The following is a 22015-nucleotide window of genomic DNA, read 5'->3' on the forward strand; positions in this document are numbered from 1 at the left end:
AAGCGGGGTTGCTGAATCGTTAAGGTAGGCAGTAATAGAAAAGAAATCGAGGCAAAAATGAGCAAAGTCAGACTCGCTATTATCGGTAATGGTATGGTCGGCCATCGCTTTATTGAGGATCTTCTTGATAAATCCGACGCTGCCAATTTTGATATTACCGTCTTCTGTGAAGAACCCCGCAAAGCGTACGACCGTGTCCACCTGTCGTCCTACTTCTCCCACCACACCGCCGAAGAACTTTCTCTGGTGCGTGAAGGATTCTACGAGAAGCATGGCGTTAAGGTGTTAGTGGGCGAGCGCGCAATCACCATCAACCGCCAGGAGAAGGTGATCCACTCCAGCGCGGGTCGTACGGTCTATTACGATAAGCTGATCATGGCGACAGGCTCTTATCCGTGGATCCCGCCGATTAAAGGTTCGGAAACCCAAGACTGCTTCGTTTACCGCACCATCGAAGACCTCAACGCCATTGAGTCTTGCGCGCGCCGTAGCAAACGTGGTGCCGTCGTCGGCGGTGGCCTGCTGGGCCTGGAAGCCGCCGGTGCGCTGAAAAGCCTCGGCGTTGAAACCCACGTGATTGAATTTGCCCCGATGCTGATGGCCGAACAGCTGGATCACATGGGTGGCGAGCAGTTACGTCGCAAAATTGAAAGCATGGGCGTGCGTGTCCACACCAGCAAAAACACTAAAGAGATCGTCCAGGAAGGCACCGAAGCGCGCAAAACCATGCGTTTTGCCGACGGTAGCGAACTGGAAGTCGATTTCATCGTCTTTTCTACCGGTATTCGCCCACGCGACAAACTGGCCACCCAATGCGGCCTCGACGTTGCGCCGCGCGGTGGTATTGTGATTAACGATACCTGCCAGACTTCTGATCCGGACATCTATGCCATCGGCGAATGCGCCAGCTGGAACAACCGCGTGTATGGTCTGGTCGCTCCAGGCTACAAAATGGCGCAGGTTGCCGTTGACCATATTCTCGAAACCGAAAACGCCTTTGAAGGCGCGGATCTGAGCGCCAAGCTGAAGCTGCTTGGTGTTGACGTCGGCGGGATTGGCGACGCGCATGCGCGCACGCCGGGCGCCCGTAGCTACGTCTATCTCGACGAAAGCAAAGAAGTCTACAAACGCCTCATCGTTAGCGAAGATAACAAAACCCTGCTCGGGGCGGTTTTAGTCGGTGACACCAGCGATTACGGCAACCTGCTGCAGTTGGTGCTGAACGCCATCGAACTGCCGGAAAACCCAGACTCACTGATTCTGCCAGCTCACGCGGGCAGCGGTAAGCCGTCTATCGGTGTCGATAAACTGCCGGACAGCGCGCAGATTTGCTCCTGCTTCGACGTCACCAAAGGCATGCTGATCGCCGCTATCAACAAAGGCTGCCACACCGTTGCGGCGCTGAAAGCTGAAACCAAAGCTGGTACCGGCTGCGGCGGGTGTATCCCGTTGGTAACGCAGGTCCTGAACGCTGAACTGGCGAAACAGGGGATCGAAGTTAACAACAACCTGTGTGAACACTTCCCGTACTCGCGTCAGGAACTTTTCCATCTGATCCGTGTAGAAGGAATTAAAACCTTCGAAGAGCTGCTGGCAAAACACGGGAAAGGCTACGGCTGTGAAGTGTGTAAACCAACCGTAGGTTCCCTGCTGGCCTCCTGCTGGAATGAGTACATCCTCAAACCACAGCACACGCCGCTGCAGGACACTAACGACAACTTCCTGGCGAACATCCAGAAAGACGGTACCTACTCCGTGATCCCGCGCTCTGCGGGCGGAGAAATAACTCCTGAAGGCCTGGTGGCCGTGGGCCGTATCGCGCGTGAATTTAACCTGTATACCAAAATCACCGGTTCTCAGCGTATCGGCTTGTTCGGCGCGCAAAAAGATGACCTGCCGGAAATCTGGCGTCAGCTGATTGAAGCGGGCTTTGAAACCGGTCACGCATACGCCAAAGCGCTGCGTATGGCGAAAACCTGCGTAGGCAGCACCTGGTGCCGTTATGGCGTCGGCGATAGCGTCGGATTCGGCGTGGAGCTGGAAAACCGCTACAAGGGCATTCGTACCCCGCACAAAATGAAATTCGGCGTCTCCGGCTGTACCCGTGAATGTGCGGAAGCTCAGGGCAAAGACGTGGGTATCATCGCCACTGAGAAAGGCTGGAACTTGTACGTTTGCGGTAACGGCGGGATGAAACCTCGTCATGCAGACCTGCTGGCAGCGGATATCGACCGCGAAACGCTGCTCAAATACCTTGATCGTTTCATGATGTTCTACATCCGTACCGCCGACAAACTGACCCGAACCGCACCATGGTTAGACAACCTGGAAGGCGGTATCGAATATCTGAAATCGGTCATCATCGACGACAAACTGGGGCTGAACCAGCACCTGGAAGAAGAGATGGCCCGTCTGCGTGAAGCGGTGGTCTGCGAGTGGACAGAGACAGTTAACACCCCATCCGCACAGGTTCGCTTCAAACACTTTATCAACAGCGATCAACGCGATCCGAATGTCCAGGTTGTGCCTGAACGTGAACAACATCGTCCGGCCACGCCCTATGAGCGTATCCCGGTGACTCTGGTGGAGGAAAACGCATGAGCCAGTGGAAAAACATCTGCAAAATCGATGACATTCTGCCTGCAACAGGCGTCTGCGCCCTGTTAGGTAGCGAGCAAGTTGCGATTTTCCGCCCGTATCACAGCGACCAGGTGTTTGCGATCAGCAACATCGACCCGTTCTTTGAATCCAGCGTGCTTTCTCGTGGGCTGATTGCTGAACATCAGGGCGAATTGTGGGTCGCCAGCCCGCTGAAAAAACAGCGCTTTCGCTTAAGCGATGGTCTGTGCATGGAAGACGAACAGTTCTCCGTGAAACATTACGAAGCGCGAGTGAAAGACGGCACGGTGCAACTGCGCGGTTAATAACTTTTTGGGAGGCGCAACGCCTCCCCTTTTTTGACGTATTTGTAGGTCTTTTATTTGTAGGCCTGTTAAGCGTAGCGCTATCCGGCCTACGGTTACGATTTCTTTTTATTGTTTGTACTTCAAGGATAATCAACACATGTTCACAGACACTATTAATAAGTGTGCGGCTAACGCTGCGCGCATCGCACGCCTCTCGGCTAATAACCCGCTCGGATTCTGGATCAGTTCGGCAATGGCAGGAGCCTATGTGGGTCTCGGCATCATTCTTATTTTCACCCTCGGTAATCTGCTCGACCCGTCCGTACGTCCTCTGGTAATGGGTGCAACCTTTGGTATTGCCTTAACGCTGGTTATTATCGCCGGTTCTGAACTGTTCACCGGACACACGATGTTCCTGACGCTTGGCGTTAAAGCGGGCACCATCAGTCACGGTCAGATGTGGGCAATCCTGCCAAAAACCTGGCTGGGTAACCTGGTCGGATCCGTGTTTGTCGCTCTGCTTTACAGTTGGGGCGGCGGTAGCCTGCTGCCGGTCGATACCAGCATCGTCCATTCGGTGGCGTTGGCGAAAACGACCGCGCCAGCAACGGTCCTGTTCTTTAAAGGCGCGCTGTGTAACTGGTTGGTTTGTCTGGCAATCTGGATGGCAATTCGTACCGAGGGCGCAGCAAAATTCCTCGCTATCTGGTGGTGTCTACTGGCGTTTATCGCTTCCGGTTACGAGCACTCGGTTGCCAACATGACGCTGTTTGCCCTCTCCTGGTTCGGCCACCACAGCGAAGCCTATACCCTGTCAGGAATTGGTCATAACCTGTTGTGGGTGACACTCGGTAATACTTTGTCCGGTGTCGTATTCATGGGATTGGGTTATTGGTATGCTACGCCAAAATCGGAGCGTCCTGCTCCGGCAAAAATCAACCAGCCAGAGGCTACTGCCAATAATTAAGGGGTAATGTCGTGGATCATTTGCCTATATTTTGTCAACTACGTGACCGCGACTGCTTGATCGTCGGCGGTGGTGATGTCGCAGAACGCAAAGCGCGGTTACTGCTGGAAGCGGGCGCCCGTATAACGGTTAATGCGCTGGCGTTTATTCCGCAGTTCACCGTATGGGCAGATGAAGGCATGCTGACGCTGGTTGAGGGACCGTTCGACGAGTCCCTGCTCGACACCTGCTGGCTGGCTATTGCCGCCACCGATGACGATGCCGTCAACCAAAGCGTCAGCACCGCCGCAGAATCACGTCGTATTTTCTGCAACGTGGTCGATGCGCCAAAAGCAGCCAGTTTTATCATGCCCTCCATTATCGACCGCTCGCCGCTGATGGTGGCGGTCTCCTCCGGCGGTACATCGCCGGTGCTTGCCCGTCTGCTACGTGAAAGACTTGAATCTGTGCTGCCTCAGCATCTGGGCCAGGTCGCGCAATATGCAGGCAAGTTACGCGCCCGAGTGAAAGAACAGTTTGCCAGCATGGGTGAACGTCGCCGCTTCTGGGAAAAATTGTTCGTGAATGACCGCCTGGCGCAGTCGCTGGCGAACAGTGACCAGAAAGCCGTCGAGGAAACCACCGAGCAGTTGCTCAGCGAACCGTTGGACCATCGAGGCGAAGTAGTGCTGGTTGGCGCCGGTCCTGGCGATGCCGGGCTGCTGACGCTGAAAGGTCTACAGCAGATCCAGCAAGCGGATGTCGTGGTTTATGACCGTCTGGTATCCGACGACATCATGAACCTAGTACGCCGCGATGCCGACCGGGTGTTCGTCGGTAAACGCGCGGGCTACCACTGCGTACCGCAGGAAGAAATTAACCAGATCCTGCTGCGTGAAGCGCAACAGGGCAAACGCGTCGTACGCCTGAAAGGTGGCGACCCGTTCATCTTTGGCCGTGGTGGCGAAGAGCTGGAAACCCTGTGTCATGCCGGTATTCCATTCTCCGTTGTGCCAGGTATTACCGCAGCATCCGGTTGTTCCGCCTATTCCGGCATTCCACTGACCCATCGAGATTACGCCCAGAGTGTACGTCTGGTCACCGGGCACCTGAAAACCGGCGGCGAGCTGGACTGGGAAAACCTGGCGGCAGAGAAACAGACGCTGGTGTTCTACATGGGCCTCAATCAGGCGGCTACTATCCAGGAAAAACTGATCGAATTTGGCATGCAACCCGATATGTCTGTCGCGCTGGTAGAAAACGGTACCTCCGTGAAGCAACGCGTTGTTAACGGGGTGCTTTCGCAACTCGGCGAACTGGCGCAGCAGGTTGAAAGCCCGGCGCTGATTATCGTCGGCCGCGTGGTTGGACTACGCGATAAGCTGAACTGGTTCTCGAACCATTAATTGAATGCTCAAAAATGCCCTGATATTGGACTGCCCCTATAAAGTTGGACAGTTCATATTCAGGGCATTTATTTATCTTCCGATAGAAATAAATCAAAAAACGATACACGCTATATACTCGCCTCAGTAGCCCAACCGTTAATCATTAATTAAATATATCTTTAAAACATTTAAATTCATTGAAATAATATTTTATATAAAACTTGTTATGTCCTAATCCGGACTACTTTAAATTTATTTTAGTTGATATCTTAACCGCCGAGAAATGGATTTCATCCATTTAAAAATAGATATCTTACAAGGATTTTAACATGCTGAAATTTGCAAAAATCACTATCGTTGCTGGTGTTCTGGCTACGCTGACCGCGTGTACTGGTCATGTCGATAACAAAAAAGATAACTGCACCTACGATTACTTCCTGCATCCGGCAATTTCTATTTCTAAAATTATTGGTGGCTGTGGCCCGGCTGCAGATCTGTAACAGAAGCGATTGCGCAGATACAAAAAAACCGGGAAATCCCCGGTTTTTATATTTATAGGTTAAATGCTCATTCACACGTTACCGCACTTCTCGCCGAGCAGGTAGCGGGCCAGGGTTGTCAGTCCCCTCCTCTTTTAAATATCCGACGCATTTTATATCTTCAGTAAATTGAATATTTATATCTTCATTAAAGTGATTGATATAAGGAAATATGCAAACGGCGAGGCGCTTCATATTTTTTGAGATTCACCAGCGAACAGGCGAAAAAAAACCGGGTAGAACCCGGTTTCTTCAGCAACGCAGAGCGCATTACGGCTTGGCGACAAAACCAATCGCTTCGTAAACCGCTTTCAGCGTAACAGACGCGCGTGCGCTGGCTTTTTCCGCGCCATCTTTCATCACCTGCTGCAGGAAAGCTTCATCGTTACGGAAACGGTGATAACGCTCCTGAAGCTCGGTCAGCATGCCGGAAACGGCCTCTGCGACTTCACCTTTCAGATGACCATACATCTTGCCTTCAAAGTGCTGTTCCAGCTCCGGAATGCTCTGGCCGGTGACGGCAGAGAGGATATCCAGCAGGTTGGAAACACCCGCTTTATTCTGCACGTCGTAGCGTACAACAGGCGGCTCTTCGGAGTCGGTCATCGCACGTTTGATTTTCTTAACCACGGATTTCGGATCTTCCAGCAGGCCGATCACATTGTTGCGGTTGTCATCCGACTTGGACATTTTCTTCGTCGGCTCCAGCAGCGACATCACGCGCGCACCGGATTTAGGAATGAACGGCTCAGGCACTTTGAAGATGTCGCCATACAGGGCGTTGAAGCGCTGGGCGATATCGCGGCTTAGTTCCAGATGCTGTTTCTGATCTTCGCCAACCGGTACCTGGTTGGTCTGATACAGCAGGATGTCTGCCGCCATCAGCACCGGATAATCAAACAGACCGGCGTTGATGTTCTCCGCATAGCGTGCGGATTTATCTTTGAACTGGGTCATACGGCTCAGCTCGCCGAAATAGGTGTAGCAGTTCAGCGCCCAACCTAATTGTGCGTGTTCCGGTACATGAGACTGGACGAAAATGGTGCTTTTTTCAGGATCGATACCGCATGCCAGATACAGCGCCAGCGTATCGAGCGTTGCTTTACGCAGCTGCTGAGCATCCTGACGAACGGTGATGGCATGTTGGTCAACGATGCAGTAGATGCAATGGTAGTCATCCTGCATGCTCACCCACTGACGCAGCGCACCCATATAGTTGCCAATGGTCAATTCACCTGAGGGCTGTGCGCCACTAAAAACGATGGGCTTAGTCATTTTTTGATTCCTGATTTTCGCTATGCGGAAGCCCGAGAACGGGCAGTAGTTCATTAATACGGTCGTAAATAACGTCGGGTTGGCTCAGCGCGATCGACCCGCCGTAGTTGTAGCCATAAGTCAGACCAACGGACGGACAGCCAGCAGCTTTTGCCGCCTGAATATCATTACGTGAATCCCCTACGAAGAGCAATTGCTCAGGCTTAATGCCAAGCTTGCTTGCTACCAGCAGTAGCGGATCCGGATGCGGTTTTTTATTCTGCACGTCGTCACCACCGATGACCACGCTAAAGTATTTGGCGATATCTAACGCCTCAAGCAATGGCGCGACAAACGGGGTCGGTTTGTTGGTCACCAGACCCAGCGGCAATCCTTTCGCATGCATCGCGCCCAGCGTGTCGGCAACATCAGGGAACAGGAATGTCCCCTCTTCTGCGACATCGCCGTAGTATCTGTCGAACAGCTTACGCAAAATACGCACCTGTTCTTCGGCAGGGATATCATCATCAACGGGCGGTTTACCCATTGTCTTACGTAGTGTGGCGCGCTCCTGACGCGACCACGCCAGTGCGCGCTCCATCAGTACATCTGCACCGTTGCCAATCCAGGTGATAACGCGTTCTTCACCGGCAATCGGCAGTTCCAGCGCATACAGCGCCATATCCACCGCTGCGGTTAATCCCGGCGCGCTGTCGACCAGCGTACCGTCGAGGTCAAATGCAACGCCCCGAATATCCTGAAACTTATCCATGACTTACCTTCGCCAGTTCATTGCGCATTTCATCAATGACTTTTTTGTAGTCTGGTTGGTCGAAAATAGCAGAGCCTGCGACAAACATATCTGCACCCGCCGCCGCGATTTCACCAATGTTGTTCACCTTGACGCCGCCGTCCACTTCGAGGCGGATATCGTAGCCAGATTCATCAATACGACGACGCACTTCGCGCAGCTTATCCAGCGTTTGTGGGATAAAGGACTGCCCGCCAAAGCCTGGGTTAACGGACATCAGCAGGATCACATCGAGCTTATCCATGACGTAGTCCAGATAGCTCAGCGGTGTTGCCGGGTTAAACACCAGGCCCGCTTTACAGCCATGCTCTTTGATCAGCTGTAAAGTGCGATCGACATGCTCGGAGGCTTCCGGGTGAAAAGTAATGATGCTCGCGCCGGCGGCGGCGAAGTCCGGGACAATACGATCGACCGGTTTCACCATCAGATGAACGTCAATCGGGGCAGTAATGCCATATTTACGCAGCGATTTCAGTACCATCGGGCCGATGGTCAGGTTCGGTACGTAGTGATTGTCCATGACATCGAAGTGTACGACATCGGCACCGGCAGTCAGCGCTCTCGCGGTGTCCTCACCCAGGCGGGCAAAATCAGCCGACAGAATTGAGGGGGCGATCAAATACTGTTTCATCCGCTTCTCCTTGAGAATTATTTCTTCGCAGGCGTTACAACTCCTGGTTTATACAGTGCCAGCAGTTCGTTCACCTTTTTACGCGTGCCGCCATTGCTGCTAATGCTGCGCCGCACTTTGACCTGAAAATGTTTCGCCGATCGGTACCATTCGCGGGTATCGGGCGTGTCATGGTTCGAAATTAACACCGGGATCTGCTTACTGACCAGTTTTTCTGCCATCTCGGCCAGATGCGCCTGCTCTTTTGGGCTAAAGCTGTTGGTATGATACGCGGTGAAATTTGCCGTCGCCGAAAGCGGTGCATAAGGCGGGTCACAATAGACCACAGAGTTGCTATCCGCACGGTCCATGCACTCTTCATAGGAGAGACAATGGAACTCCGCATTCTGCGCTTTTTCAGCAAAATGGTACAACTCGGCTTCCGGGAAGTAAGGTTTTTTATAACGACCAAACGGTACATTAAACTCGCCGCGCAGGTTATAACGGCACAATCCGTTGTAACCAAAGCGGTTCAGATACAAGAACAGCACTGCACGGCGGAACGGATCCTGACTGGCATTAAATTCTTCTCTGAACCGATAGTACACCTCAGCCTGATTAGTTTCAGGCATAAACAGCTCACGCGAAGCCTGCACATACTCATCGGTACGTGTCTTCACGATGTTATAGAGACTGATGAGGTCGCTGTTGATATCGGCAAGAATATAACGAGAAAAGTCGGTGTTGAGAAACACCGACCCGGCACCCACGAAAGGTTCAATCAGGCATTCACCCTGAGGTAAATGCCGTTTGATATCATCAAGCAGGGGGTATTTTCCCCCTGCCCATTTCAAAAAAGCGCGATTTTTTTTCATGCTGACTAACTAATTACACCTTCTCCGGCTGTGGAGAAAGCTCCGACAGCATCCTGCGCTTTAGTCTTTGTCCCGCAATTGGGCGAAACAGCAAACCATTGCAGAACATATCCTATCTTACTTCAAATCGGCCTGAACCTGGTGCAGCGGTTTTGCCCACGGATTTTTCGCCTGAATATCGGCGGGTAGCGTAGACACTGCACGTTTCGCATCTTCTTTAGACGCATACACGCCTGTTACCAGAACATACCACGGTTGACCGTTACGCGTCGTCTGATACACCACGTAGTTTTTCAGGTTTTCTTTCTTCGCCCAACCGTTAAGGTTGTCGTAGTTAGAAGAACTGCTGAGCTGCAGCGTGTAATGGCTGGACGGCGCAGATTTTAACGCTCCGACATTTCCTGCACTTTTCGCTCCACCAGCAACAGGTGTTGACGTTGTTGCCGTCGCAGTTGGCGCAGGCGTTGTAGTCGCGGTTGCTTTCGGCTCAACGGTCGCCTTCGGCGTAGCGGTAACCACAGGTGCTTTGGTTGTGGTCGTCGGCGCAGTTGCAGTTGGTTTTGCCTGAGCAACAGGTTTCGGCTCTGTCTGCGTCGCTTTCACCGTAGTTTGCGGTTTGCTCTTCGGCTCAATAACGGCCTGTTTACGTTCCTGGTGTGTCGCAGCAGGGCGTTCAGCCGTTTCCGTTTTCGCAGTCTGGCGCACAGCATTACCATTACGAACTGGCGCAACGGTCGCCGGTTCGGTCGGCAGCGTAGAGTTAACCACTACATTGTTAACCTGCTCCTGGCCTTGCGGTTGCGTCAGAGCGTTGTTCAGATCGCCCTGCACTTCAACACGCTGCTGGCCTTCAGTTGCCGCAGGTGTCTGACCTTGAGTTGGGGTAGAGGAAATCGGCGGTAGGGAAACATCCTGCTGGGTATTGCCAGCGGTCTGCTCAGCGCCTGTTGCAGGCGTAGTCGTGCTCGCCTGATCCGTCGCGTTGTTGCCAGAAAGATCGATGCTCTTCTCACCAGATCCAGCCTGCTCACTGGGAGATGATGAGGGGGCTTTCAGCGCAGAACCGATACCGATGATCAGCAGCAACAGCACCAGGACACCGACACCCATCATCATATACTGACGAGAGGCAGGCTTGCTGGCGGGTTTCTTACGCTTGCGCGGACGGCGTTCTACACGCTCTTCATCCACGTCATCGTCATCAGACTCATACTCTTCTTCAATGTCCCGTTCTTCTTCACGCTCTTTACGTGCGCGCGCAGGACGGCGATCGTCAGCATCTAGATCAACATCATCAAAATTGATTTGCGGCTCATTATCGCGTTCAGACGATTGACGAGAACGACCAGTACGACGATCGCTGGGATCGGGTTTCAGCTCGTCTTCTGGTTTGAATTCATCCATTTAACACCCCACTCAAAGGTTAATGCTTACGACTTTGCACATAACCTGAAGCTAAAAGACCTACGTTTCGCAACGCAAGCCAGACCTTTCTTGTTGTTACGCCGGCTGGCAATCAGCAATAGCGTTAAGAACCACCTCGTGCGACACTCCGCCGCGCACTTCACTCTTCCCTATAGCCCGCGGAAGCACTAAACGAATCTCTCCCGCTAACACTTTTTTATCTCGCAGCATGTGCGGCAGATAAGCCTCGCTGGACATTTCACGCGGTCCATTGGCCGGCAAGCCCGCTCGCTGCAGCAGCGTAATGATGCGCTGCGTATCAGCAGAGGTAAACTGTCCAAGACGTTCTGACGTACGAGCAGCCATTACCATACCTGCTGCAACGGCTTCACCATGTAACCAATTGCCATAACCCATTTCAGCTTCGATCGCATGGCCAAACGTGTGTCCCAGATTCAGTAAAGCACGTAAGCCCATTTCACGCTCGTCCGCTGCGACAACTTCTGCTTTCAGCTCACAACAACGACGAATACAGTACGCCATCGCCGGACCATCCAGACGCAATAACTCATCCAGATTTTCTTCCAGCCAACTGAAAAATTCACCGTCAAGGATGATGCCGTATTTGATCACTTCCGCCAGCCCCGATGCCAGCTCACGCGCAGGAAGCGTTTTCAGACAATCGAGATCCACCACCACGGACGCCGGTTGGTAAAACGCGCCAATCATGTTTTTACCGAGGGGATGGTTTACGGCGGTTTTGCCGCCAACGGAGGAGTCGACCTGCGACAACAGGGTTGTCGGGACTTGAATAAAACGAACACCACGCTGATAGCTGGCTGCCGCAAAACCGGTCAGATCGCCTATCACGCCGCCGCCAAGTGCGACTAACGTGGTATCACGACCGTGCGGTTTTTGCAGTAACGCAGTGAAAACCGTATCCAGAACCGTCAGGCTTTTATACTGCTCGCCATCGGGAAGGATAACGCTATCAACGTTAACACCCGCCTGTTCAAGTACGCCGCGAACCTTATCGAGATAAAGGGGAGCCAGGGTTTCGTTGGTCACCAACATAACCTGATCGCCCGATTTCAGCGGTAAGAATGAAGCTGGCTCATTAAACAAACCAGCCGCGATGGTGATAGGGTAACTACGTTCCCCGAGAGTGACTGTGATCCTCTCCATTACGCGACATCCACCTTAGTTACTTGTACCCGCAGACGAGTGTGTATTCAGCCAGAATTAGTTGCTTTCCAACATATGAATAATCTGGTTTGCTACGACTTTTGCGCTCTGATCGTCGGTGCGAATGGTCACGTCAGCAATCTCTTCGTACAGAGGATTGCGTTCGTCAGCCAACGCTTCCAGAACTTCACGAGGCGGCGATTCTACCTGCAGCAGCGGGCGTTTCTTGTCACGTTGAGTTCGCGCAAGTTGTTTTTCAATTGTCGTTTCAAGATAGACCACGACGCCACGCGCGGAAAGACGGTTACGTGTTTCACGTGATTTAACAGAGCCACCGCCAGTTGCCAGCACAATACCCTGTTTTTCCGTCAACTCGTTGATGACTTTTTCTTCGCGATCACGGAAGCCGTCTTCACCTTCTACATCGAAGACCCAGCCCACATCAGCTCCGGTTCGTTTCTCAATCTCTTGATCAGAATCGTAAAATTCCATATTGAGTTGTTGAGCTAACTGGCGCCCAATAGTGCTTTTTCCGGCACCCATAGGCCCAACCAGAAAGATATTGCGTTTCTCTGCCATTTTTTCGGTACTACTAAGACTATTCGTTAATGGTAAACCCGCTTCGCAGACACTCAGCGCAGCAGGACATGAACTGAAACCTCATAAGATATTGCGAGAGTCAGACTGAAAATTATCTCAATACTCAAGCGGGTTTGGCAACTGAATAAATCACCAAACCTTACGCATTTCTGGTCGTGGCAGGCATGCTACCCTGCAAACATCAGACCTGGCGACGTATCGCGCAGCCAAATGACACCAAATAAGCCTATGACACACCACCAGAAAGGCAAAGCGTATTTACTGCCGCATAAGTAAAGAAAAGTACCGACACTCAAATCGGTACTCCTTGTATGCTAAATACACCCGCACGTCAAATCTCTGAAACGTGTTCAGTGCAAAAACAACGGCTTTTCATGCATAAGTTATTGCGTTGAAACCAGTCTGGGCGTAATAAAAACCACTAATTCACGCCGTTCGTCTTCTTTACCATCATGGCGAAAGAGAGAGCCAAGCCAGGGGATGTCGCCTAACAGCGGCACGCTGTCGGCTGCGGATTTATTCTTATGTGAAAAAATCCCGCCCAGCGCAATCGTCTCGCCGCTTTTTACCTCGACCTGCGTTTCAATCTCCTGCTTATCAATAGCCAGAACTTCGCCATCCGCCTGCTGTAGCACCTGCCCGGGAACATTCTGGCTGATATGCAGTTTCAGTCTGATTCGTCCTTTCTGCAATACGGTGGGCGTGACTTCCATCCCCAATACAGCTTCCTTGAACTCGACGGATGTCGCGCCGCTTTCACCGCTGGAGACCTGATAAGGGATCTCACTACCCTGCTTAATACTGGCAGGTTGCAGGTGAGAAGCCAGTAAGCGTGGACTGGCGATGATGTCCAACTGCTGTTTTTGCTCCAGCGCAGACAGCTCCAGCTCGAGTAAACGACCGTTAATACGGCCAATGTTAAATCCCACACGGGATGTGGCTGCGGATACAGAAAGATCGCTGGCAAGCGTTGTGACGTTCCCCACAGCCCCCGATTGCTGTGCGTCAGCCAGCGACCACTTTACCCCCAGCTCACGCAAGCTTTTTTCGTTAATCGTCACGATATGCGCCGCCAGTTCGACTTGTGCAACCGGCAGATCCATTTGCGCCACCCACGTTTCCAGTGCGTTAAGCGCAACGCTATTATCACGCAGCAGTAAGCGGTTGGTGCGTTTATCCACCGTCATGCTTCCTTTGGCGCTGAGCAGCTTTTCTCCGGCTTTTGCCAGCTCGGAGGCATCAGCATATTGCAAAATGATACTGCGATGTTCCAACGGCAGGCTGGCCTGAAGCCGTGCCTGCTCATTGTCCTGACGAGCCGCATTTTCACTCTGCCATTGAACAGAATGCACATGCAGAATGTTGCCTTCCTGGCGTAATACCAGCCCGGCGCTTTTCACCACCGTTTGCAATGCCTGCTTCCAGGGCACATCCGTCAAATGCAGTGACAGCACACCGCTGACATCCGGTGAAACTACCAGGTTTTTCTTTTCCTGTTCGGCCAGCGCCTGCAATACCTGCACAACCGGCACATCATCGACCACCAGCGTCACGTTTTGTGATTTCGCCGCCAGTACGCTCTGAATCCCGACCACCAGTACGAGTACTATCCATGCCATCCATCGCTTCATTTATCGCTCCTTGTCGTTGCCACTGCCACTGCGACGGCTCGCAGTTTTTCCCTGTGTCGAGGGTTACGCTCTGGGCCGTTATCTGCGTAACCGTCCAACCGTTTTTCAGGACATCATTTCGCTCAACCCGCTGCCATTTTTTCTGGCTATCCTGAACAATGCCAATGGGTCGCGCGCGCTGGCTCAATATTCCCTGATAGCGCCATGCTGACAGCTCAGCAATTTGGCAACGGTCCTCCGGCGGCAGGAAGGGATTACGCATACCGGTGAGTATCAGTACGCTTACGCACGCCAACAGCCAGCGTTCAACCATCATTCAGGCGCTCCAGTTGTAGTGTTAACAGCAGCTCCGCACCTTCTGCGTAAAGAGAAAACCGGCTGACGTTCATCCCTTGCTCCGCTAATTGGACAAACATCGGCGGGATGGCATCCCAGCCTGGCTTCAGCGTCATTTCTCCGCCCTGTGCGGAGGGTTGCCAGTGGATAAGATGTGCAAGAGGAGTCTGAAACAGCAGTGGGGAGAACGGAATCAGCGTCTCTTCAGGCTCTTCTGGCGATGCCGCCAGCAGATATAAATTTCGCCATTGTGCCTGAATGGCCGCTCGTTGCTGATTTAGCGCCTCTTGTTGCATAACCCGTTTCTGCGCGGTGGAGCTGAGGCATAACATGACGACGATGAGCAGTCCCAGCATCCAGCCACAGCCGCAGATGAGCCGAAAGCGCGGCGACTGCGCTAACCAGCTATCACAAAGCGTTTTCATGCGCACCGCTCCGCATCAGTCGATAGTGGAATTGCCAGCGTCCCTGCGCATCCTGCTGCGTTTCGCCAGGGCTACCCAATTTAAACAGCGGCAGCTGGCGTAATTGCGCTTCCAGCGCCTTCAGCGCGGCAAAGCTCAGCGTGTTTGCCGTCAGTTCCAGTGTCTCCTGCTGCCAGGTTATTTTTGTTAACCACGCCTGCTCTGGCAGTAATTCCGCCAGCCTTTGTAAAACCAGTTGCCAGCTTCGGGTCTGCTCACGCTGTTTGTTCCGCGCTTGAACCTGTTGCCATCGTTGCTGGCGCTGCTGCACACGCGACTTTAGCGCCATTAAAGCCTCGGCCCGCGTCTTTTCGGCATCCGCTAACAACAATTCGACCTGGTTTTCTACGCTCAAAACGCTGTAATAGCGCAACAACACGCCGCTACTAAGCAGTAGCGAAGCGCCAAATAAAACACTCCAGAAGCGTAGGCAGGCGCGACGTCGCGTCTGGCGCCAGGGCAGAAGATTGATGGTCGCTATCATCAACATGTGCCTCCCATAGCGAGTCCCAGTGCAATGGTGAAGCGATGGCTTTGCGTTGGAATTGGCGGCTGGCGTACAGACACCACGCTTAAAGGATCGAAGCCGCTGGGATCGCATAGCGCAATGGCTGTCGTGGAAAGCGATAATGTCGCGGCAAGCTCGTCGATACAGCCAATATCGCCCGTTGATTTACGCCCCCATGCCGAACGGGTCGCCCATAGCCACTGGGTATCATCATGCCATACCAGACACTGATGACGTTCTGGCAGGTAAGGTATAAATCGCTGTAACGCGCTGGCATCCGGCGTAATCGCCGTAACCTGCACCTTCAACGTTTGGATAAGCGTCAGAAGCGCTGAAATCTCTTTGCTTTGCGCGGCAGTGACGTTAAACGCCGGGCTTAACGTGTCTTCGCTATAATCAAAATGCAGCGCATCCGGCGCCATATCCAGTTCACGCGCCATCGAGCCGGATAACCATGCGGCTTGCTCCGGCTCGCGCAGCATCATTTCCGGACGAGGGTACTTTTTTTGTAACGTCCTGTTGGCAGGAAAAGAGAGATGAATATGGTGTCGGCGAGGAAGTTCCCGGCTCCACGGCAGTAGCGCTGCGACAAGCTGTTCAGGCTCGCGAATGTGGCCATCGACGATAACCTGAGGCGTCAGCGGTATACGCCACCAGCGCTGGAGAAACCAACCGGATGCGTCGTGAACTACGGCGACAGCCAGCGCTTCATGTTGCTGAATATGCAGACCAATTTTCCAGATATTGAAAGCCATTGCTGATGATCTCCTTATCACCCGTTGCTTTAACGGGTATATCAATGCGTCTGGCTTGCCTTTATACTACCGCGCGTTTGTTTATAAACTGCCCAAATGCCACTAAATGGGAAATCTCCAGTGAAGTTCGTAAAGTATTTATTAATCCTTGCAGTATGTTGCATCCTGCTGGGAGCAGGCTCGATTTATGGCCTCTATCGCTATATTGAGCCGCAATTACCTGACGTCGCGACGCTCAAAGATGTGCGTTTACAGATCCCGATGCAGGTTTACAGCGCTGATGGCGAGCTGATCGCGCAATATGGCGAGAAACGTCGAATCCCGGTCACCCTGGATCAGATGCCGCCGGTAATGGTTAAAGCCTTTATCGCTACCGAAGACAGTCGTTTTTATGAGCACCACGGGGTAGACCCGGTGGGGATCTTCCGTGCTGCCAGCGTCGCGCTGTTCTCCGGCCATGCATCACAAGGGGCCAGCACCATCACCCAACAGTTGGCGAGAAACTTCTTCCTGAGCCCGGAACGTACGCTGATGCGTAAGATCAAAGAAGTGTTCCTGGCGATCCGCATTGAACAACTGCTGAGTAAAGATGAGATCCTCGAACTGTATCTGAACAAGATTTACCTGGGGTATCGCGCTTATGGCGTAGGTGCTGCCGCGCAGGTCTATTTCGGTAAGACAGTTGATCAGCTCAGCTTAAGTGAAATTGCGGTGATTGCCGGTCTGCCAAAAGCGCCGTCAACCTTCAACCCCCTCTATTCGATGGAAAGGGCAACCGCGCGACGTAACGTCGTACTGTCGCGTATGTTGAGCGAAAACTACATCACGCAGGCCCAGTACGATCAGGCGCGCGGCGAAGCCATTGACGCCAACTACCACGCGCCGGAAATCGCCTTCTCCGCGCCGTATCTCTCTGAGATGGTGCGCCAGGAGATGTATAACCGTTATGGTGAGAAAGCCTATGAGGACGGGTATCGCATCACCACCACCATTACGCGCAAAGTACAGCAGGCTGCTCAGCAGGCAGTACGTAACAACGTAATGGATTACGACATGCGCCACGGTTACCGCGGCCCGTCGAACGTGCTGTGGAAAGTGGGCGAAAGCAGTTGGGACAGCAAGAAAATCACCGATACGCTGAAAGCGCTACCGACTTATGGTCCCCTGCTACCGGCGGTTGTTACCAGCGCCAATCCGCAGGAAGCCATTGCCGCGCTGGCGGATGGTACGTCAGTGTCATTACGGATGGATGGCATGCGCTGGGCGCGTCCTTACCGCTCGGATACCCAGCAAGGCCCGACGCCGCGCAAAGTGACTGATGTGGTGCAAACCGGGCAGCAAATCTGGGTACGCCAGGTTGGCGATGCCTGGTGGCTGGCGCAAGTACCGGACGTCAACTCCGCACTGGTCTCCATCAATCCGCAAAACGGCGCGGTGCTGGCGCTGGTCGGTGGTTTTGACTTCAACCAGAGCAAGTTTAACCGTGCAACCCAGGCGTTACGCCAGGTGGGTTCCAACATCAAACCATTCCTGTATACCGCCGCGATGGATAAAGGTCTGACGCTGGCGAGCATGCTCAACGACGTGCCGATCTCCCGCTGGGATGCCGGCGCGGGTTCCGACTGGCAGCCGAAGAACTCACCGCCGCAATACGCCGGTCCTATCCGCTTACGTCAGGGGCTGGGTCAGTCGAAAAACGTGGTGATGGTACGCGCCATGCGCGCGATGGGCGTGGATTACGCGGCAGAGTATCTGCAACGTTTCGGCTTCCCGGCACAGAACATTGTGCACACCGAGTCGCTGGCGCTGGGTTCTGCCTCATTCACGCCGTTGCAGGTGGCGCGCGGTTATGCAGTGATGTCTAACGGCGGCTTCCTGGTCGATCCGTATTTCATCAGTAAAATCGAAAGCGATATGGGCGGCGTTATCTTCGAGGCGAAGCCGAAAATTGCCTGTCCGGAATGCGATATTCCGGTGATTTATGGTGATACCCAGAAATCTAACGTGCTGGAAAACAGTAACGTCGAAGATGTCGCCGTCTCGCAGGAACAGCAGAATGCCGCCGTGCCTATGCCTCAGCTTGAGCAGGCAAACCAGGCGCTGGTCGCGCAAAGCGGAACGCAGGAGTACGCTCCACACGTGATCAACACGCCGCTGGCCTTCCTGATTAAAAGCGCCCTGAACACCAATATCTTTGGTGAGCCGGGCTGGATGGGAACCGGTTGGCGTGCAGGTCGCGATTTACAGCGCCATGATATCGGCGGGAAAACCGGGACCACCAACAGCTCTAAAGATGCATGGTTCTCCGGCTACGGGCCAGGCGTGGTGACGTCGGTATGGATCGGGTTTGATGACCATCGCCGCAATCTCGGACACACGACGGCTTCAGGGGCGATCAAAGACCAGATCTCCGGCTACGAAGGCGGCGCAAAGAGCGCACAGCCTGCATGGGATGCCTATATGAAGTCCGTGCTGGAAGGCGTGCCTGAGCAGCCTCTGACGCCGCCGCCGGGTATCGTGACGGTCAATATCGATCGCAGCACCGGTCAACTGGCAAGCGGTGGCAACAGCCGCGCAGAATACTTCATTGAAGGCACTCAGCCGACGCAACAGGCGGTGCATGAGGTGGGGACGACCATTATCGATAATGGTGAGACGCACGAACTGTTCTGATCCCTGACCGTTCAAAAAAAGGCGCTTCGGCGCCTTTTTTATTATTCGTGAAGAGAAATTAAAGCCGCCCCTGTCCTTTCAGCCATTCGCGTACGAGGAACAGCGCACTCACATTACGCGCTTCGTGAAAATCAGGATCTTCCAGCAGGTCCATCAAATGCGCCAGCGGCCAGCGCACCTGCGGTAATGGTTCAGGCTCATCACCTTCCAGCGATTCAGGATATAAGTCCTCCGCCACCACGATGTTCATCTTGCTGGAGAAATAGGACGGCGCCATGCTGAGTTTCTTTAAAAACGTCAGATCTTTTGCGCCAAACCCCACCTCTTCTTTCAGCTCCCGATTCGCCGCTTCGTACACGCTTTCGCCAGGATCGATTAACCCCTTGGAAAAACCCAGTTCGTAAGATTCGGTCCCGACCGCGTATTCGCGGATGAGGATCAGGTGGTCGTCCACAATCGGCACAATCATTACCGCTTCACGCGTGGACGGGCGCATACGTTCATAAACGCGGCGTACGCCATTGCTGAACTCAAGGTCCACGCTTTCGACTTTAAACAGCCGGGATTGGGCGACGGTTTCCACTTTCAAAATCGTGGGTTTCTGTAATGATTTGCTCATTGTGAGGATCTTTGCTGTGAAATCTGGGGTTATTGTGCGATATACCGCACGGTTTCGGCAATGTGAATTGCCGTTTATTTACATTTATGTAACGTACTAAAAGTTAATCCCTATTTCAAATTAAAAGTCAATAGGTTGAAATAACTCCAGGAATTTGCTGATATTCCATTTTTAGTGATTTTGCTATGATTCGCATTTACTGGGCTGTACTTAAAGATGCTCAAGTTCGACTCCACACTTGCCGATAGCCAACCACAGAATCACGAATATTGAACAGGGTGCGACTGACCACGCCTGACAGACTAAGTAAGATGGGGAAAGCATGAGCACCATTCTGATTTTTTTAGCTGCTTTGCTGGCCTGCTCATTGCTTGCAGGATGGCTACTCAGAACGAAATCCAGACGGAAAAATTTACCCTTGAGCAACGTCTTCTCAGACGCCTCGAAGCGTAAACTCACGCCTGAAGAGCGCAGTGCAGTCGAAAACTATCTCGAAAGCCTTAGTCAAATTCAGCAGGTACCTGGTCCAACGGGCGCCAGCTCCGCGCCGGTGTCATTAACGCTGAATGCCCAAAGTAATAGCGTCATCGTACTTACGCACGCGATTACACGTTACGGCATTACTACCGACGATCCTAACAAATGGCGTTACTATCTTGATTCCGTTGAGGTACATCTTCCCCCTTTCTGGGAACAATACATCAATGACGAAAACAGCGTTGAGCTAATCCACACCAATACGATACCGCTGGTTATCTCCCTGAACGGCCATACGCTGCAGGAATATATGCAGGAAGCGCGTGGCTATGCGTTACAGCACACCGCCTCTACCCAGGCGTCTATTCGCGGTGAAGAAAGCGAGCAGATTGAACTGCTGAATATTCGCCAGGAAACCCATGAAGAATATGCGCTTAGCCGCCCATCGGGATTGCGCGAGGCGTTACTGATTGCCGCATCGTTCCTGCTGTTCTTTTTCTGTTTGATAATCCCGGATGCGTTTGTTCCGTGGACAGTTGGTGGCGCGGTGCTGCTACTGGCTGCGGGTCTGTGGGGGCTGTTTGCCCCACCGTCTAAAACCGCCCTGCGGGAAATTCATTGTCTGCGCGGTACGCCGCGTCGCTGGGGGCTGTTTGGCGAAAACGACCAGGAGCAAATTAATAATATCTCGCTAGGTATTATTGATCTGATTTATCCACCGCACTGGCAACCTTACATCGCACAAGATCTTGGCCAGCAAACGGATATTGATATTTATCTCGATCGCCACGTTGTTCGCCAGGGACGTTTTTTATCGCTGCATGACGAAGTCAAAAACTTCCCGTTACAGCACTGGCTGCGCAACGCCGTCATCGCGGGCGGCTCGTTGCTGGTGCTGCTGATGCTGCTGTTTTGGATCCCGCTGGATATGCCGATAAAGCTTACGCTTTCCTGGATGAAGGGCGCACAAACTATCGAAGCCACCAGCGTTAAACAGCTTGAAAACGCGGGCGTTCGCGTGGGTGACACGCTGCATCTGAGCGGTACGGGTATGTGTAACATTCATACCCAAGGGAGCTGGAATGCGCAGCCTTCCGCGCCGTTTATGCCTTTCGATTGCACGCAAATTATCTGGAATGACGCGCGCGCATTACCGCTGCCTGAGTCCGATCTGGTGAATAAAGCCACCGCGCTCACGCAGGCGGTGAACCGCCAACTGCACCCCAAAGCGGATGATGACTCTCGCGTCAGCGCATCGTTACGCTCGGCAATCCAAAAGTCCGGAATGGTGTTACTGGACGATTTTGGCGAGATCGTCCTGAAAACGGCTGATCTGTGCGCGGCCAAAGATGAATGTGTACGTTTAAAAAATGCACTGGTTAACCTTGGTAACAGTAAAGACTGGACGGCACTGGTGAAACGGGCAAACGCAGGCAAACTGGATGGCGTGAACGTGCTGCTGCGTCCGGTAAGCGCGGAGTCGTTGGATAATCTGGTGAATACCTCTACGGCGCCGTTTATTTCACGCGAGACTGCGCGAGCGGCCCAGACGCTGAATAGCCCAGCCCCTGGCGGTTTCCTGATTATCAGCGACGAAGGCAGCGATCTGGTCGATCAGCCGTGGCCGACAACCTCGCTATATGACTATCCCCCACAGGAACAGTGGAACGCCTTCCAGCGTCTGGCGCAGATGCTGATGCAGACGCCGTTTCGCGCGGAGGGGATCGTCACCAATATTTCGACCGACGCCAATGGCACCCAGCACATTGGCCTGCACCGTATCCCGGATCGTTCAGGATTATGGCGCTACCTTGGCACAACGCTGCTGATGTTCTCCATGCTCGGATGTGCTGTCTACAACAGCATACAGGCTTTCAGACGCTACCAGCGTCACCGCTCCCGCATCACGGAAATTCAGAGCTACTACGAAAGTTGCCTGAATCCAACGCTGATTGACAACCCAGAAAGCCTGATTCGATAACACGCTCGCGCGACAGGATATGCTACCCTGTCGCGCATCATGTTTTCTTCTGG

Annotated in this window: 20 protein-coding genes; 7 read left to right on the forward strand and 13 right to left on the reverse strand. The window is 53.1% G+C overall.

What is annotated here, in order from left to right; translation table 11 throughout:
* The first annotated feature begins 57 nt into the window (after positions 1–57).
* From nirB to OGV38_RS01915, 5 genes are all read left to right on the forward strand, one after another.
* The gene (gene nirB, locus OGV38_RS01895; protein WP_016154779.1) at positions 58–2601 is read left to right on the forward strand and encodes an NADPH-nitrite reductase large subunit; all 2544 of its coding nucleotides are present in this window, start codon (positions 58–60) and stop codon (positions 2599–2601) included.
* Complete coding sequence (nirD, locus tag OGV38_RS01900; protein WP_016154780.1) at positions 2598–2924, forward strand: nitrite reductase small subunit NirD; 327 nt, start codon at positions 2598–2600, stop codon at positions 2922–2924. Before nirB ends, nirD begins: the two co-directional genes overlap by 4 nt.
* A 139-nt stretch (positions 2925–3063) precedes the next feature.
* The gene (gene nirC / locus OGV38_RS01905; RefSeq protein ID WP_016157627.1) at positions 3064–3873 is read left to right on the forward strand and encodes a nitrite transporter NirC; all 810 of its coding nucleotides are present in this window, start codon (positions 3064–3066) and stop codon (positions 3871–3873) included.
* 11 nt (positions 3874–3884) lie between these two features.
* Entirely contained in the window at positions 3885–5258 is a 1374-nt protein-coding gene (gene cysG / locus OGV38_RS01910) for a siroheme synthase CysG (protein ID WP_016157628.1), read from the forward strand.
* A 311-nt stretch (positions 5259–5569) separates the two neighbouring features.
* Positions 5570–5740 carry a YhfL family protein gene (locus OGV38_RS01915; protein ID WP_016154783.1) on the forward strand — a complete coding sequence of 57 codons (171 nt, stop codon included), beginning with the start codon at positions 5570–5572 and terminating at the stop codon, positions 5738–5740.
* 309 nt (positions 5741–6049) lie between these two features.
* Here the strand turns inward: OGV38_RS01915 and trpS are convergent, their stop codons facing one another.
* The 12 genes from trpS to OGV38_RS01975 form a co-directional block, all read right to left on the reverse strand.
* On the reverse strand, positions 6050–7054 hold the full coding sequence (gene trpS, locus OGV38_RS01920) for a tryptophan--tRNA ligase (protein WP_016154784.1): 1005 nt from the start codon (positions 7052–7054) through the stop codon (positions 6050–6052).
* Positions 7047–7805 (reverse strand): phosphoglycolate phosphatase, encoded by a 759-nt coding sequence (gene gph / locus OGV38_RS01925; protein WP_286472877.1) that lies wholly within the window; start codon positions 7803–7805, stop codon positions 7047–7049. Before gph ends, trpS begins: the two co-directional genes overlap by 8 nt.
* The gene (rpe, locus tag OGV38_RS01930; protein ID WP_003023561.1) at positions 7798–8475 is read right to left on the reverse strand and encodes a ribulose-phosphate 3-epimerase; all 678 of its coding nucleotides are present in this window, start codon (positions 8473–8475) and stop codon (positions 7798–7800) included. The genes gph and rpe overlap by 8 nt, the downstream gene beginning before the upstream one ends.
* A gap of 17 nt (positions 8476–8492) precedes the next feature.
* Positions 8493–9329 carry an adenine-specific DNA-methyltransferase gene (gene dam / locus OGV38_RS01935; protein WP_016154786.1) on the reverse strand — a complete coding sequence of 279 codons (837 nt, stop codon included), beginning with the start codon at positions 9327–9329 and terminating at the stop codon, positions 8493–8495.
* 117 nt (positions 9330–9446) lie between these two features.
* Entirely contained in the window at positions 9447–10733 is a 1287-nt protein-coding gene (gene damX / locus OGV38_RS01940; protein ID WP_016157630.1) for a cell division protein DamX, read from the reverse strand.
* Between the two features lie 96 nt (positions 10734–10829).
* The gene (aroB, locus tag OGV38_RS01945; RefSeq protein ID WP_286472878.1) at positions 10830–11918 is read right to left on the reverse strand and encodes a 3-dehydroquinate synthase; all 1089 of its coding nucleotides are present in this window, start codon (positions 11916–11918) and stop codon (positions 10830–10832) included.
* Positions 11919–11975: 57 nt separating this feature from the next.
* Positions 11976–12497: a shikimate kinase AroK gene (gene aroK / locus OGV38_RS01950; RefSeq protein ID WP_003023552.1), complete on the reverse strand. Its 522-nt coding sequence runs from the start codon at positions 12495–12497 to the stop codon at positions 11976–11978.
* A gap of 404 nt (positions 12498–12901) precedes the next feature.
* Positions 12902–14149, reverse strand: a complete 1248-nt coding sequence (gene hofQ, locus OGV38_RS01955; protein ID WP_286472880.1) for a DNA uptake porin HofQ — start codon at positions 14147–14149, stop codon at positions 12902–12904.
* Positions 14052–14465: a HofP DNA utilization family protein gene (locus tag OGV38_RS01960; RefSeq protein WP_019078152.1), complete on the reverse strand. Its 414-nt coding sequence runs from the start codon at positions 14463–14465 to the stop codon at positions 14052–14054. Before OGV38_RS01960 ends, hofQ begins: the two co-directional genes overlap by 98 nt.
* Positions 14455–14910 (reverse strand): HofO family protein, encoded by a 456-nt coding sequence (locus OGV38_RS01965; RefSeq protein WP_019078151.1) that lies wholly within the window; start codon positions 14908–14910, stop codon positions 14455–14457. Before OGV38_RS01965 ends, OGV38_RS01960 begins: the two co-directional genes overlap by 11 nt.
* Positions 14894–15433: a PilN domain-containing protein gene (locus OGV38_RS01970; RefSeq protein WP_269519542.1), complete on the reverse strand. Its 540-nt coding sequence runs from the start codon at positions 15431–15433 to the stop codon at positions 14894–14896. The genes OGV38_RS01965 and OGV38_RS01970 overlap by 17 nt, the downstream gene beginning before the upstream one ends.
* Positions 15433–16212, reverse strand: a complete 780-nt coding sequence (locus tag OGV38_RS01975) for a type IV pilus biogenesis protein PilM (protein WP_080859339.1) — start codon at positions 16210–16212, stop codon at positions 15433–15435. Before OGV38_RS01975 ends, OGV38_RS01970 begins: the two co-directional genes overlap by 1 nt.
* A gap of 120 nt (positions 16213–16332) precedes the next feature.
* Between OGV38_RS01975 and mrcA the strand changes: the two genes are divergently transcribed.
* On the forward strand, positions 16333–18885 hold the full coding sequence (gene mrcA / locus OGV38_RS01980) for a peptidoglycan glycosyltransferase/peptidoglycan DD-transpeptidase MrcA (RefSeq protein ID WP_016157635.1): 2553 nt from the start codon (positions 16333–16335) through the stop codon (positions 18883–18885).
* 58 nt (positions 18886–18943) lie between these two features.
* Here the strand turns inward: mrcA and nudE are convergent, their stop codons facing one another.
* The gene (gene nudE / locus OGV38_RS01985; RefSeq protein ID WP_016154795.1) at positions 18944–19504 is read right to left on the reverse strand and encodes an ADP compounds hydrolase NudE; all 561 of its coding nucleotides are present in this window, start codon (positions 19502–19504) and stop codon (positions 18944–18946) included.
* A 322-nt stretch (positions 19505–19826) separates the two neighbouring features.
* Between nudE and igaA the strand changes: the two genes are divergently transcribed.
* Positions 19827–21962, forward strand: a complete 2136-nt coding sequence (gene igaA / locus OGV38_RS01990; RefSeq protein WP_269519448.1) for an intracellular growth attenuator protein IgaA — start codon at positions 19827–19829, stop codon at positions 21960–21962.
* Positions 21963–22015 lie beyond the last annotated feature (53 nt).

The organism is Citrobacter sp. Cb080 (assembly GCF_030334745.1).
Classification (GTDB): domain Bacteria; phylum Pseudomonadota; class Gammaproteobacteria; order Enterobacterales; family Enterobacteriaceae; genus Citrobacter; species Citrobacter braakii.